This window comes from Geodermatophilus sp. SYSU D00742, assembly GCF_054049935.1.
Genome location: NZ_JBJGYJ010000038.1, coordinates 1 through 13,594 on the forward strand (window position 1 = coordinate 1; position 13,594 = coordinate 13,594).

The window sequence follows — 13,594 nt, forward strand, 5'->3', positions numbered from 1 at the left end:
TCGGGCGGGCACCACGACCCGCCCCGCCCGTGTGACGGGGCCCACCCGGGGGCCGCGTGCGCGCATGTCCGGTGGCGGGGTACGCTGGTCCTACCGACGCGGGGTGGAGCAGCTCGGTAGCTCGCTGGGCTCATAACCCAGAGGTCGCAGGTTCGAATCCTGCCCCCGCTACCACAGGACAGGGGCCCTCACAGTGACTGTGAGGGCCCCTGTCGTATGCGCCCGGATCTGCGCAGTTGCCTGATCACGCAGTTGCCTGATCTCGTCGGTGACGTCCCTCCGGCGCCGACGTGGGTCAGGTCAGGCTCGCGGCAGCCTCCGGCGCTCCCCGCCACCGATCGCCCTCCGCGGTGGCGTAGTGCTCCCAGACGTATCGCCACGGGACGACGGCCACGACGATGACGACCAGCGAGCAGCTGAAGATCATGTCGCTCGTGGCCTGGTCCACGTCGCCGGCCACCAGCGCCGGCAGGGCCACGACCGACAGCCAGACCAGCTTCCACAGGGTCTCGAACAGCAGGATCGGCAGCAGCCGGACCGGATACCGCAGCCCCAGGAACGCCAGGAGCGACATCGCGGTGAGCAGGACGGCCACGGCGCCCTCGTACAGCGGCGTGGAGCGGTCGTAGCCGATGACCACCGGCCACTTCACCACGACGAGGCCGAGGCCCATCACCAGGTATCCGATCCGCATCAGGTGGAGGCGGTACAGCGGCAGCTCCGCGACGGCGCTGCGGGACGGGGAGGACCGTGCGCGTCGGTCGAGCTCCCCGGGTCCGGTGACGGGGTCCGGTCCGACGGCGGCGCGGGTCGTGGAGCGCTGGGTGAGTGGGTCGGTGGAGGTCATGCGTTGAAGCGTGCTGCCGGGCGCGGGGCTGCCACATCGGTCCTCGGTCGGCGCCTGCTCGACCGAAGACGAGATCACGTCGACTTCCGTCTGATGTGGCGGGGGGCTGCCCGGCCCTAGCCTCGGCTCGTGTCCACTTCGGCCGGGCCCCCGCGCCGCGCGCCCACCGCGACGCGGGCGACCTGGGCCTACCTGCTCTTCGCGGTGGTCGTCGGGGGGCTGAACTGGTTGACGACCGCCGGTGCCCAGTGGCACTCGGCGCGGGCGCTGTTCTGGACCGACCTGGCGCTCGCCGTCGCTGCACTGCTGGTCGTGCCGTTCCGCCGTCGGCGGCCGTTGCTCGTCACCACCCTGACGGTGGCCGCGACCGCGCTCTCGGCCGGCGCGGTCGGCGCCTGGATCGTCTGCCAGGGTTCACTGGCCACCCGCCGCCGCTGGCGGGAGATCCTGCCCACCGCGGGGCTGTCCGTCCTGACCAGCCAGGTCTACCTGGCCGTGGAGCCCGACCCACGTCAGACCTGGAACCTCGCCTGGGGCGCGCTCGCGACCGCCGTCGTCGTCGCCGTCGGCATGTACGTCGGTGCACGGCGCGACCTCGCCGCCGCGCGCCGCGACCGCGCCGAACGCGCCGAACGCGAACAGGTACTGCAGGTCGCCACCGCCCGGGCCAACGAGCGCACGCGCATCGCCCGGGAGATGCACGACGTGCTGGCGCACCGGCTCTCGCTGGTCACCCTGCACGCCGGGGCGCTGGCGTTCCGCACCGACCTCACGCCGGCGCAGACCCGGGAGACGGCGGGCGTCATCCAGGCCAACTCCCAGCGCGCCCTGGCCGACCTGCGGGAGATCCTCGGCCTGCTGCGGGACACCGAGCGCGGGATCGACGCGACCGGCCACCGGCCGCAGCCGACGCTCGGCGACCTGAGCGCGTTGCTCGACGACGAGCGCGCCGCCGGCGCGCACATCACCCTCCGCTCCGACCTCGCGGACCTCGACGCGCTGCCGGCGTCGACCGGCCGCAGCGCCTACCGGATCGTCCAGGAGGGCCTGACCAACGCCCGCAAGCACGCACCGCACGCCGCCGTGACCGTCGAGCTGACCGGCGGACCCGGGACCGGCCTCGACCTCGCCGTCCGCAACCCCCTGCCCGTCGGGCACCAGCACCGGGCCGACGTCAGTGGCGGTTACGGCCTGGTCGGACTGGCCGAGCGGGCGGCGGCCGGCCACGGCCGCTTGCAGCACGGCCCGACCGCGGACGGGCAGTTCCTCATCCGAGCGTGGCTGCCGTGGGACCGGTGAGCGACCGGCCCATCCGGGTCGTCATCGTCGACGACGACCCGCTGGTCCGCGCCGGACTCGGCCTGATGCTGGGCGGCGCGCCGCAGCTGGAGATCGTCGGCGAGGCCGGTGACGGCGCTGAGGGCCTGGAGCTGGTCGACCGGGCGCGCCCGGACGTCGTGCTGATGGACATCCGCATGCCGCGGATGGACGGCCTGGTGGCCACCCAGCGGCTCTCCGAGCGCGCCGCTCCGCCGAAGGTCATCGTGCTGACCACCTTCGACGCCGACGAGTACGTCGTCCGGGCACTGGCCCACGGCGCAACCGGGTTCCTGCTGAAGGACACGTCCCCGCCGGCCATCATCGAGGCGATCGAGAAGGTCGCCGCCGGTGAGCCGATGCTGTCGCCGAGCGTCACCGCCCAGTTGATCCGCAGGGTCGTCGACGATGCCGCCCCAGGCGCGGACCCCGGTCGGTCGAGCGCCGCGACGGCACGGTTGGGCGCCTTGAGCGAGCGGGAACGGCAGGTCGCCGTCGCGGTCGGGCAGGGCAGGTCCAACGCCGAGATCGCCGGCGAGCTCTACATGAGCCTGGCCACGGTCAAGGCCCACGTCTCCCACATCCTCGTCAAGCTCGAGCTGACCAACCGGGTCCAGATCGCGATCTGCGTCCACGACGCCGGCCTGGTGTGACCCCTCGCGGGTGACCTCACGGCCGGACCGGCCTGCGGCACACTGCGCGGGCACCGCCGGAAGGGGAGCGATGGACAGGCCCGTGCTGATGGCAGTGGACGACCCGGACCCCGTGCGGCCGGTGGAGGAGGACCTGCGCAAGCGCTACGGAACCGACTACGACGTCCGCTGCCCGACCTCGCCGGAGGAGGCGCTGCGCGACCTCGGCGACGTCCGGCACGGGGCGGTGAAGCGGGTGGCCTCCGCCGTCGGCGAGGGCGCCGTCGCCATTCGCATGGTCCACGACCACCTCAGCCCAGGGTGAGGTCGTCCCGCGAGGCGTGGCGCCCGGGTCCGGGGACGGTGTCCGGTCAGGCCGGTGACAGCTCGGGGTCGCGGTCACCGGCGCCGGAGCGGAGAGCGGCGACGGCTGCAGGCTTGAAACCCTTGACGGTCAGGTAGACGCCGAGCGAGAACTCCCAGACCGCGATGGGGAGCGCGGCGAGAGCGATCGGGCCCGTCCGGTCGACGACGCCGAAGAAGATCGCGATGTCGGCGGCCAGCAGCAGCGGGGCGCCGACGAGCCCGATGGTGGGCAGGATGCGCGGCACGAGGCCGGACCGGTACAGCACGTAGCCCAGGCACAGCGCGTTGAAGACCGGCGCGAGGCTCTGGCTGAGCAGGAACGTCCAGCCGTGGGTCGCGGCCAGGGTGTGGCCGGTGGTGACCAGCGACGCCGGGTCCGCGTCTGCGGTGCCGGCGACCTCGTTCCTCAGGGTGATGAGAGAGAGGACGCTGACGACGCCGACGATGATGAGCGCGCCCTCCACCACGTGGGAGGTGACGAACCCGAGGGCGGCGGTCTCGCTGACCCGCTTCGCCACCGGGAACAGCACCACGGCGGTGCCGATGCCGGCCAGGGCGACGACGACCTCGGAGAAGGCGCCCAGCAGCACGCCGGTGTCGCTGCCGGCGCCCAGGACGAAGGCGGCGCCGTTCCGCACCGGCTGGAACACGATGAGGGTGGGGACCGACACGAACGTGACGAGGTACAGGATCCCGGCGGCCAGGGAGGTCCGGCGCATCGGATCGAGCGACGGTCGGGTGGTGGCGGGGGTGCGCGCGGTGGTGGTCATGGCGCGTCCTTCCGGGGACTGGCGGGGTGGGTGGGAGGTGTGCGGTTGCGCTCGTCGAGCCGAGTGACTGCGAGCAGGGGCAGGCCCAGGTCGCGGACCTTGTGGAGCACCCCGTGCAGTGCGGCCTGGTCGAGCGCCGTACCGGTGAGGACGGTGTCTCCGTCGTCGTCGGTGAGGGTCATCCCGTCGAACCAGGCAGCCCAGCGGGGGTCGAGATGGCCCCCGACGCGGATCTCGTAGCGGCTGGAGTCGGCGGAGCGGCCGGTCGTCCGACTCGTCATCGAGTCCCCCTGTCCGGTCCCCGGGGTCTACGGGCAGGGTCGGTGTGTGTTCACCGCGCCGGCGCGGCCGGGGCCGGAGGTGCGGTCGCCGGCCCGCCGACGGGGGCGGGCGGCTCGGGTGTTGCGGGCACCGACCCGGGGTCGGTTCCGCCCTGGTCGAGCCGGAACGGCGGGTAGCGGTCGGTCATCAGCGCGGTGTACGCGGCCACCCGCAGCACCCAGCGGTCCACGCCCAGGATGAAGTCGTACAGCGGCTCGGGGTAGCGGCCGGTGAACAGCAGCACGATCGCGGCGATGCACACCAGCAGGGACAGCAGGCTGACGCTCGCCTCCCAGGTGCTGTCGCCGTCACCGGTCTGGGTGGCCAGCCAGATCCCGCCGCCGACGAAGACCGACACGATCAGGTAGTGGGGGATGGCCAGCAGCCACCACTTCACCAGCACCAGCCCGCGGGAGAGCCGCTCGGGATGGACGACGTCGAGGTGTGCGGGGTAGTCCGGCACGTCGGCGAGGGTGAACGGCGGGTAGCGGTCGGTGCCCAGCGCCCAGTACCCGTAGTAGTGCACCCGCCAGCTCCACCGGAGCACGCCGACGTTGAAGTCGAACAGCGCCCGCGGATAGCGCGCGGTGAACAGGATGGCGAAGAACGCGATCACGCCGACCACGTAGAAGGCCAGCCACAGGAACACCAACACGACGAAGTGCGGGATGAGCAGCAGCCACTTCACCAGCCACAGTCCTCGGGACGGCCCGTCCTCCGACGCATCGACGCGGACCGGGTACGGCGTTCGGTTCTCCGTCACATCTCCTCCTCACACGGCGTGTGCTGTCCCCCCGTGGCGTGCGCGGTCGGTCGCCGCGGGGCACCCCGGTCGTCACGGCCGGCGGTCCGGCGTGTGCCGGTGCGGAGAACGTAGGAAGGGGGGTGGGGAGAGCGGATCACCATGTCTGGTGATCCGGATGGTGATCCGGGACCGAGCGGAACGCGGTGAGCAGGCGGGAGCCTGCCTGCCCGGCAGCGAGCCGGACGGCCGCCGGTGTCCTACCGGTCGGAGCCGGCGGGCGCGGGGGAGCGGTCGTGCCGCGACATCAGGTCGAGTTCCTCGCCCCGGCGGACGGCCGCGCGGCGGTTGGTCACGCCGAGCTTGGCGTAGATGTTCTTGGTGTGGGTCCGGACGGTGTTGACCGACACGAACAGCTGGCGGGCGATGTCCGGGCCGTCGAGGTCGCTGCCGAGCAGCCGCAGCACGTCCAGCTCGCGGGCGCTCAGCGGGTCCACCAGGCCCACCGGGACCGCCGTCCGGTCCTTGCCCGTCTCCAGGGCCGCCAGGAGACGACGGGCGTAACCAGCGGCGCTGTCGGCTGCGACCGTTCGCAGCAGGACGCCCAGGCGTGGTCCCTCGTCGGTGAAGATCCGGAGGTGGCCCTGCGGTTCGGCCAGCGCCAGCGCGCGTCGCAGCGCCGCGAGCGCAGCGGCTACGTCGCCGCGCGCCTGCTCGGCGAGCGCCTGCACCACCAGCACGTCGAGCAGGCTGCCCGTCCTGCCGCCCTCCTCCGCCGCGTGTCGGAGTCGCGCCAGCAGCTGCACGACCACGGGGACCGACCGTTCGTCGCCCTCGGCGGCGTACCGGGCCACGAGCGCTCGGGCCAGCGTGAGGTGCTCGAACTCGTGCAGGTAGTCCACCTCGTCGGTGGCCGACAGCCCTCGCTCCTGCGCCCAGGCGAGCGCGTCGGCCCACCGACCGTGGCGGGTGAGGACGCGTGCGGTCAGTGCCGCGACCGGCCGCACCTCGGGGAAGTAGTCACCGACGTACCGGCGCTGCGCCTCGTCGAGCAGGGCCAGCGCCCCGTCGGCGTCGCCCTCCGCCTCACGGAGGCGGGCCATCACGACCCGCCAGCGGTACGGGTTCTGCGGCAGACCGGCGTGCTCGCCCAGGTCCCTGCTCGTCAGCAGGTGCCGCCGGGCGGCCTCGAGATCACCGCGCTCGGTGAGCACTCCGGCGATGCCCACGTGCATGTCCGCCGCGCCGCGCAGCACGGGCCCGGTCTCCGGGGTCACCAGCCGCAGCGCTCTCTCGAGCGTGTGCATCGCCTCGCCGAGCCGGCCCTGGGCGAGGCGGATGTCGGCCAGCGCGATCGCGCACCCCGTCACGTCGGACAGGTGCCCGCCCCTCTCCAGGCTGGCCGCGCCCTCGGCGTACCACCGGTGCCCGGCGTCCAAGTCCCCGCTCGCCCAGTACGCGAGGCCGAGCAGGGCGGCTGGGCCGCCGCGGCCGAGGTGGTCCCCAGCGTCGGCGAGGTCGAGCGCCCGCCGGGCATGCGCCACGGTGCCGGCCACGTCGCCGGACAGCAGGGCCTGCCCGGCCCGGTACATCGCGATCGCGTTGGGCAGCCGGCGGAACCCCGCGTCGTCCACCACCACCATCTCCGTGGCCGGCGTCAGGGGGTCGTGGCCGCCGTCTGGGGTCGGGGTCAGCCACCGTTCGGCGTCCCGCAGGCGCTCCTCGACGCGCCCGACCTGGCCGCTGACCATGAGCACCGCGGCGTAGCCGACGCTGAGCACCGGCCGGGCCCGGATCACCTCGTCCGGCAGCGCCTCCAGCCAGCGGCGCATGGTGGCCTCCTGGCGACCCTTCTGCAGCGCCGGCAGCGCCAGCTCCACCAGGTCCGCCGCGCGCGCGACGTCCCCGCCGGCCAGCGCGTGGCGGACCGCCTCGGCCCTCTCCCCGCTCCGCTCGTACCACTCGCCGGCCCGCCGGTGCAGGCCGCCGACGGCGTCGGGTTGCTCGGCCTGCAGGCGCACGTGGAGGACGTCGGCGAACAGGTGGTGGTAGCGGTACCACCGACGCCGGTCGTCCAGCGGTACCAAGAACAGGTTGGCGCGGTCGAGTGCCTCCAGCATCGCCGTGCCGCCGTCCTGGCCGGTGACGGCATCGCAGAGGGGGCCGGTCAGCCGGCTCAGGATCGAGGTCTGCAGCAGGAAGCTGCGGACCCGCTCGGGCTGGCGCTGCAGGACTTCTTCGGCCAGGTAGTCGACGATGTAGCGGTCGTCTCCGGCGAAGCCGGCGATGAAGCCGGCAACGTCGTCCCGGCCCCGCAGGGACAGCGCGGCCAGTTGCAGCGCGGCGATCCAGCCCTCGGTCCGCTGCTCCAGGGTCGCGACGTCCTCCGCCGTGAGGGGCAGTCCCATCGCGACGGTGAGGTAGGCCGCGGCCTCGTCCGCCGTGAAGCGCAGATCGGCGGCGCGCAGCTCGGCGAGTTCACCGCGCGCCCGGAACCGCGCCAGCGGCAGCGCCGGATCGGCGCGCCCGGCGATCACCAGGTGGACCTGCGCGGGCAGGTGTTCCACCAGGAACGACATCCCGACCTGCACGTCGGGCGCCTCGATGACGTGGAAGTCGTCGAGCACCAGTACGAGGTCGTCCGGGAGGGCGGAGAGGTCGTTGAGCAGCGGCGCGAGGACCGCCTCCGTCGACGACTGGCGCGACTGCAGGAGGGCCAGCGCGGCCGCGCCCACCTCCGGCGCCGCGGTCCGCAGCGCGGCGACCAGGTACGTCCAGAACACCGCCGGATCGTTGTCCCGCTGGTCGAGCGACAGCCACGCCACCGACCGCCCTTCCTCGGCGACGGAGGCCAGCCACTCCGTCAGCACCGTGGTCTTCCCGAACCCGGCCGGGGCGGAGACCAGCGTGAGCGCGGCCTCCGTCCCGCGGCTCAGGCGCTCGTGCAGCCTGGGACGCGCGACCAGGCCGCGTCGCCGCCGGGGCACCCGGAGCTTCGTCTGGAGCAGTGGGCCCACCATGACCATCTCCCTGAGCGGCCGGCATGCACCTGCCGTCGACCCGGCGCGCACAGCCAGCGACACAACCGTGGGCTCCCGGCTCATCGTGTCAGCGCGGCTGGTGGGTGTCGATGGACTCGGGGCCGCCGAACGCGCCACCCGGACCGGACCCCCTGCCGCCGGAGGAGCGGGGTCCTTGCCGCTGCCCGGGTACTCCGCGACAGTCGGGTGCGACCGGGCACCAGTCTGTGCAGGTCAGACGAGGGAGCATGTCGACGTTGACGCCTGAAACGGCCACCGCCGTCCGCCCGCCGTGGGCCTTCCTCCGAGGGGTGGCCGGCGCGGGGTTGCCGGGCGGGTCGGCGACCGCCGACCAGGTGACCGAGGCCGACCTGGTCGCGCTGCCGCCGGTGGTGGCGCGGTACCTGCGGGCGATGGGCGTGGTCGGCCGGCCGCGTGGCTGGTCGCTGCGGGCGCACTTCACCGGCCGGTTCCGCCGTGGGCCGGACCAGCCGTGGCTGCCGCTGGACGCCTGGCAGTACAACTCGGGCGTCGAGGTGACCCGGTTGTTCCGGATGCGGCTGCTGGTCGCCCGGGTGGTGCCGATGTGGGGCTGGGACACCTACCGGGCGGGCGTGGGCCGGATGCTGGGCAGGGCGCTGGGGTTGGTGACCGTCGCCGACGGGTCCGGGCCGGAGTTCGACGTCGGCGAGCTGACCACCTGGCTCAACGACGCGGTGCTGCTGGCGCCGGGCATGCTGCTGCACCCGCGCACCGCGTGGGAGGCCGCCGGGGACGACGGCTTCCGGGTGTCGGTGACCGACGCCGGCCGCACGGTGAGCGCGGAGGTGTTCCTCGACGAGGCGGGCCGGCCGCGGGACTTCCGCAGCGAGGACCGCTGGGCCGACCTGCCCGGCGGGCCGGTGCGGGCGCCGTGGAGCACCCCGGTGGCGGGCTGGACGGTCGTCGACGGCCGGCCGCGGATGACCGGCGGGGCGGCGGTGTGGCACCTGCCCGGAGGGGAGTACCGCTACGCCGAGATGACCCTGCGGAGCCTGGACCTCGACGTGCCCCCCGGAAGGTGACCCGCATGCTGCGTCCGCTCCTCCTCGCCGCCGGCGTGGCGGCTCTCGGCCTGCAGGCCCTTCACGCCCGCCGTCACTGGGGCGCCACCGCCGACGAGGTGGCCGCGGTGCTGCCCGGCGACGAGTTCGTGCCTGATCCGGCCGAGAGCACGACGCTGGCGGTGACCGTCGCCGCTCCTCCCGGGCAGGTGTGGCCCTGGCTGGTGCAGATGGGGCAGGACCGCGGCGGGATGTACAGCTACGACTGGCTGGAGAACGTCATCGGCCTGCACATCCACAGCACCGACGAGATCCACGAGGAGTGGCAGCACCTGGCCGTCGGCGACCGCGTCGTGGTCGTCCCCCAGGGCTACGGCCCGATGCCCGCCGGCTACGCCTTCCGGGTGGCGCGGGTGGACCCGCCGCGGGCGCTGGTGCTGCGCCAGGCGCCGCCGGAGCACCCGTGGAACGGCGTGTGGTCCTTCCACGTCGTCCCGGCCGGTGAGGGGCGTTGCCGGCTGCTGGCCCGCTCGCGCACCGAGGTGCAGCCGCAGGCCGGCCTGCGCCTCGCCACCCGGGTGGGAGAGCCGGTGACGCTGGTGATGGCCCGGCGGATGCTGCACGGCATCCGGCAGCGCGCCGAGCGGCGGGCCGCTGCCGCCGGCTCGTGGGCCCAGGGCAGGTCGGAGGAGGCCGGGCACATGATCTCGCGCCAGCCGTCCGACAGGTCCACGTGATGGCCGGCACGGGAACCGGCTCCGGCCGTTCCCGTGCCGTGGAGGTGCTGCCCTTCCCGTCCAGCCGCCGGCGGTCACCGCGGCGGTCCGGGCCGGCCGGCGGATCGTGTCGATGCACGGCCTGCTCGAGGTCGACGTGACCGAGGCCCGCCGCCGCCGGATGGAGAACGCCGCCACGGAGGTCGGTCCGTGACCCCACGTGGACGGGCACCGTCCCGACCGGCGTGTGACGCTGACCGGCGGATCCCGCCGGACGACGCTGGAGGTACACCGTGCAAGCAGCTCACCCTGCCGACGCCACCGACGAGCAGCGATCCCGGGAGGCGGTCGCGTTTGCGCCGCCCTACGAGCGGGACGGCGCGAGCGTGATCACCGCAACCGCGGTCCGCACGCACACCGCAACGCGAGGCGACGGCGCCGTCGCGAAGCGATCCCGGTTCGACGCCGAGATGTCCGGCAGCCGCCCGATGGGCGCTTTCGTCGTCCGCGACGGCCGGGTGCGCTGGCACCCGGCCGTGGACTGGACCCGCGTGATCACCACCGCGGAGGTCATGGCCGGTGGCGTGCTGATCGCCCGCCGCCTCGCCGCCCGGCCCAGCGCGGCGAAGGCCCGGGTCACGATGGGCCCCGGCGGGTGGGTCAGCATGAAGGGCGGGGTGATGGCCGTGCGCCCGGCCGAGCGCGGCTGGCGTCGGCGGCGCGCTCACCCACCGGCCGTCGTGCCGCGGACCCGACGGCCCTGGTGGGCACGTCTGCTCGCCGCCACGACCCTGGAGTCACTGCTGGGGTAGCGGAGAACAGCCGACGCCCACGGCGGCCACGCCGTCGGACCGCCCCACCGACCGCAGGGAGCCAGCGCATGCAGCCGCCCACCCTGACGTTCGCCTGTGAGCTGGACGTCACCCGACTCACGGCCCTGTTCGACGACCCCGCAGTGCTGGCCGATCTGCAGGCCCTGCGGGCCCGCGTCGTGCTCATGCTGTCGGACTACCACCCCCAGCGCGCCGGCGTCGTGGGGAGGCTCAACGACGCCGGGATCCCGGTCGTCGGGGTGCCGCTGCTCCCGGCCGACCAGGGCTACTACTTCACGCCGGACAACGTGCCCGAGGCTCGGGCCAGCTACGCCCGGTTCACCGACTGGACGAAGGAGCACGGTCTCGTCTGGGACGCCGTCGGACTCGACATCGAACCCGACGTCGCCGTCTACCGGCAGCTGAGCCGCGATCCCTGGGGGCTGGTCCGCGTGCTCGCTCCGCGGCTGACGGACACCACTCGGCCGGCCCGCGCGCGGGCCGACTACGCCGCCCTGGTCGAGCGCATCCACGCCGACGGCTGGTCGGTGGAGAACTACCAGTTCCCGCCGATCGCCGACGAGCGCCGGGCTGGCTCCACCCTGCTGCAGCGCGTGCTCGGCCTGGTCGACGTGCGCACCGACCGCGAGGTGTACATGCAGTACACCTCGTTCATGCGCCGGATCGGACCCGGGCTGCTGTGGAGCTACGGACCCGAGGCAACCGCCATCGCGGTCGGCACCACCGGCGGTGGCCCCGACATCCCCGGACATCCGCAGATGCCCACCCAGACCTGGGCGGAGTTCGCGCGCGACCTGCGCCTGGCCCGGCAGTTCACCGACCAGGTCTACGTGCACAGCCTCGAGGGCTGCGTCTGGCAGGGCTTCCTCGGCCGGCTGCGGACCTTCGACTGGACACCCGCGCACACACCGCCCCCCTCCGCGCGGCAGGCCGACCTGCTGCGCCGCACCCTGCGCGCCGCCCTGTGGGCCAGCGCCCACCCGTGGCTCGTGGCCGGCACCGCCGCCGGCGCAGCGATGCTGCGGGGTCGTCCCTGGCGGGGCTCAGCCGGCGTGTGACGCCGGACCGGTGTGGAGTCACTCCTTGCCGCAGCGGCGTCCGGTCGGGTGAGGATGGCCGGCGACGAGCGCGTGGCGTTCGGACGGCCTGCCGCCGGCGCTGCTGCTGGTCTGCGGCAGCGTCGCGGCGTGGGTGGGCGGAGAGTCCCCGGCGGACCTGGACTGGTCGGCCTTGGGGCAGTCGGAGGAGTTCGCCGTGCTGCCGGTGGGCGTGTTCTGGGCCGCGGACCTGGTGTTCTCCGGCTTCGGGGAGGAGATCGGCTGGCGCGGGTTCCTGCAGCCGCACCTGGAGCGCCGCTACCCGCCGGTGACCGTGGCCGACGTCGTGGCCATCGTCTGGGCTGGCTGGTACCTTCCTCTGTTCGGGATCACACCCAGCTACCGGGAGATGCCCGCCATCGGGTTCGTCGGGTTCGCCGCGAGCATCTGGGTCGCGTCGTGGATCTTCGCGTGGCTGTCCCGGACCGGCCGCGGCAGCCTGCTCGTCGTCGCGGTGTCCCACACCTGGTTCGACATCGCCACCACGTCTCCGCTGGGCCCCGACGTGCTGCCGACCGCGATGGGAGCCGGGGTGACCCTGATCGGGCTCCTGCTGCTGCGCGACCTGCTCGCACGCAGGAGGCCGCCACACCCCCGGCCGCGGCGCCGCGAAGGCCGGACGAGCCGACATCCGACACCGCAGGCCGCTCCACCGCGTGATCCTCTGAGGCGCAGCCGCTGGCGTCCAGCGGCACCGGCACGACCGTCCTGCGGTGGCCGCGCACCGGGCGCCGGTCGGTCAGGCGGCCGGCGCAGGCGGCGACGACCTCCACTCGGGTCAGCGCCCGCGACAGCACGGTCACGCGGCCTACAGCGAGGACCTGGCGTGGTGACCCGCGGAGGATCAGCGGCCGGCCGGGGCGCTCTGGGTCGGGAGGACGGCGGTCACCGCGTCGGCGATCGCGTCGGAATGGGCCATGTGGATGTTGTGCCAGCGGTCGTCGAAGACGAGGTGGGTCCCGCGGCGGGAGCGGGTGGCCAGTTCACGCTGCATCGCCACCCACTTCCCGCCCCACGCACGGCTGGTGAGCACGACCAGCGGCAGGTCGCCGAACTGCGGTTGGACCACACCGGTGGTGCGCCGCCGCGCCTCGCGGGCGCAGGACAGCACCGAGCGCAGCTCGGCTGCGGCCGCGCCCCGGAGCCCGAAGCTGCGGGTGACCGCGGCGACCCACTCGCGGCGCTGCTCGGCGCTGAGCCGGGTCTCGAACGCACGTTGCTCCGGGTAGAGGGGAAACGCCCGCAGGCGCAGGAGTGCCCGCACCACCCCGATCGGCGCGAGGCCCTGCAGCAGATGGGCGAGCCCGCCGGAGACGGCGAAGCCGATCCGCACCGACCGGTCGTCCGCGATCTGCTCCGGGGTGGCGTCGACCTGCACGAGGCCGGCCAGCCGGTCGGGGTGCTGTTGCGCGTGCAGGCGTGTGACGAGACCGCCGAGGGAGTGCCCGGCCAGCACGTAGCGGCCTTCGGGCAGGCAGGCGTCGAGCACGGCCTGCAACTCGTCGAGGTAGCCCTGCACGGTCGGAGCCGGACCGGGTCGGCTGCCGCCCAGGCCGGCACGGTCGTAGCTGATCACGCGGGTGTGCTGCGCCAGCCGGTCGGCGACCGGTGTCCAGGAGGCCTGGCAGTCCCCGGCGCCGGCGACGAGGACCACGGCCGCCGTGGCTGGGGTGGGACGGGTGCCGCGGACGGTGACCGCCACCAGGTGACCACCGGCGTCGACGCAGCGACGCACTGCGTGGTGAGAGCTGCCCGGTCCGGCGGGTACGGCCGGCCCTGCTCCCTGGGACGGTGCCGGCTCGGCCCTCATCGGTCGTGCTCCCGCGCTGCGCTGTGGACGACCTCCGAGGTGTAGAGGCCGGGGAGGGGGTGGCCGTCTGGGCGTCGATC

Annotated in this window: 13 protein-coding genes, 1 tRNA gene and 1 pseudogene; 9 read left to right on the plus strand and 6 right to left on the minus strand. The window is 74.1% G+C overall.

Going from position 1 to position 13,594, the window contains the following annotated elements; all coding sequences use genetic code 11:
- Positions 1 to 97: 97 nt before the first annotated feature.
- A tRNA-Met gene (locus ACI78V_RS19920) sits at positions 98 to 174 on the plus strand.
- A gap of 121 nt (positions 175 to 295) precedes the next feature.
- Here the strand turns inward: ACI78V_RS19920 and ACI78V_RS19925 are convergent.
- Positions 296 to 847 carry a hypothetical protein gene (locus tag ACI78V_RS19925; protein ID WP_456853894.1) on the minus strand — a complete coding sequence of 184 codons (552 nt, stop codon included), beginning with the start codon at positions 845 to 847 and terminating at the stop codon, positions 296 to 298.
- A 129-nt stretch (positions 848 to 976) separates the two neighbouring features.
- Here ACI78V_RS19925 and ACI78V_RS19930 point away from each other — a divergent pair, with 129 nt between their 5' ends.
- The 3 genes from ACI78V_RS19930 (at position 977) to ACI78V_RS19940 (ending at position 3,121) form a co-directional block, all read left to right on the plus strand.
- Positions 977 to 2,146 carry a sensor histidine kinase gene (locus ACI78V_RS19930; protein ID WP_456853896.1) on the plus strand — a complete coding sequence of 390 codons (1,170 nt, stop codon included), beginning with the start codon at positions 977 to 979 and terminating at the stop codon, positions 2,144 to 2,146.
- Positions 2,143 to 2,817, plus strand: coding sequence for a response regulator (locus ACI78V_RS19935; protein ID WP_456853898.1), 675 nt, complete (start codon positions 2,143 to 2,145; stop codon positions 2,815 to 2,817). The genes ACI78V_RS19930 and ACI78V_RS19935 overlap by 4 nt, the downstream gene beginning before the upstream one ends.
- A gap of 82 nt (positions 2,818 to 2,899) precedes the next feature.
- Entirely contained in the window at positions 2,900 to 3,121 is a 222-nt protein-coding gene (locus tag ACI78V_RS19940; RefSeq protein ID WP_456853900.1) for a hypothetical protein, read from the plus strand.
- A 46-nt stretch (positions 3,122 to 3,167) separates the two neighbouring features.
- Here ACI78V_RS19940 and ACI78V_RS19945 read toward each other — a convergent pair whose 3' ends face one another.
- The 4 genes from ACI78V_RS19945 to ACI78V_RS19960 all read right to left on the minus strand — a co-directional run bounded on the left by ACI78V_RS19945 (position 3,168) and on the right by ACI78V_RS19960 (position 8,015).
- The gene (locus ACI78V_RS19945) at positions 3,168 to 3,932 is read right to left on the minus strand and encodes a DUF4386 domain-containing protein (RefSeq protein WP_456853902.1); all 765 of its coding nucleotides are present in this window, start codon (positions 3,930 to 3,932) and stop codon (positions 3,168 to 3,170) included.
- Positions 3,929 to 4,213: a hypothetical protein gene (locus tag ACI78V_RS19950; protein ID WP_456853904.1), complete on the minus strand. Its 285-nt coding sequence runs from the start codon at positions 4,211 to 4,213 to the stop codon at positions 3,929 to 3,931. Before ACI78V_RS19950 ends, ACI78V_RS19945 begins: the two co-directional genes overlap by 4 nt.
- A 50-nt stretch (positions 4,214 to 4,263) precedes the next feature.
- Positions 4,264 to 5,016, minus strand: coding sequence for a DUF4389 domain-containing protein (locus ACI78V_RS19955; protein ID WP_456853905.1), 753 nt, complete (start codon positions 5,014 to 5,016; stop codon positions 4,264 to 4,266).
- A 239-nt stretch (positions 5,017 to 5,255) separates the two neighbouring features.
- Positions 5,256 to 8,015: a LuxR C-terminal-related transcriptional regulator gene (locus ACI78V_RS19960; protein WP_456853907.1), complete on the minus strand. Its 2,760-nt coding sequence runs from the start codon at positions 8,013 to 8,015 to the stop codon at positions 5,256 to 5,258.
- Between the two features lie 248 nt (positions 8,016 to 8,263).
- Here ACI78V_RS19960 and ACI78V_RS19965 point away from each other — a divergent pair, with 248 nt between their 5' ends.
- The 5 genes and pseudogenes from ACI78V_RS19965 to ACI78V_RS19985 all read left to right on the plus strand — a co-directional run.
- Entirely contained in the window at positions 8,264 to 9,079 is an 816-nt protein-coding gene (locus ACI78V_RS19965) for a DUF6544 family protein (RefSeq protein WP_456853909.1), read from the plus strand.
- A gap of 5 nt (positions 9,080 to 9,084) precedes the next feature.
- Positions 9,085 to 9,795: a hypothetical protein gene (locus tag ACI78V_RS19970; RefSeq protein WP_456853911.1), complete on the plus strand. Its 711-nt coding sequence runs from the start codon at positions 9,085 to 9,087 to the stop codon at positions 9,793 to 9,795.
- A 365-nt stretch (positions 9,796 to 10,160) separates the two neighbouring features.
- Positions 10,161 to 10,586 carry a hypothetical protein gene (locus ACI78V_RS19975; protein ID WP_456853913.1) on the plus strand — a complete coding sequence of 142 codons (426 nt, stop codon included), beginning with the start codon at positions 10,161 to 10,163 and terminating at the stop codon, positions 10,584 to 10,586.
- Between the two features lie 68 nt (positions 10,587 to 10,654).
- Positions 10,655 to 11,665, plus strand: coding sequence for a hypothetical protein (locus tag ACI78V_RS19980; protein ID WP_456853915.1), 1,011 nt, complete (start codon positions 10,655 to 10,657; stop codon positions 11,663 to 11,665).
- A gap of 232 nt (positions 11,666 to 11,897) precedes the next feature.
- Positions 11,898 to 12,122: pseudogene (locus ACI78V_RS19985) on the plus strand (CPBP family glutamic-type intramembrane protease); the annotation flags it as partial.
- Between the two features lie 426 nt (positions 12,123 to 12,548).
- Here ACI78V_RS19985 and ACI78V_RS19990 read toward each other — a convergent pair.
- Positions 12,549 to 13,406 carry an alpha/beta fold hydrolase gene (locus tag ACI78V_RS19990; protein WP_456853917.1) on the minus strand — a complete coding sequence of 286 codons (858 nt, stop codon included), beginning with the start codon at positions 13,404 to 13,406 and terminating at the stop codon, positions 12,549 to 12,551.
- Positions 13,407 to 13,594: the final 188 nt, after the last annotated feature.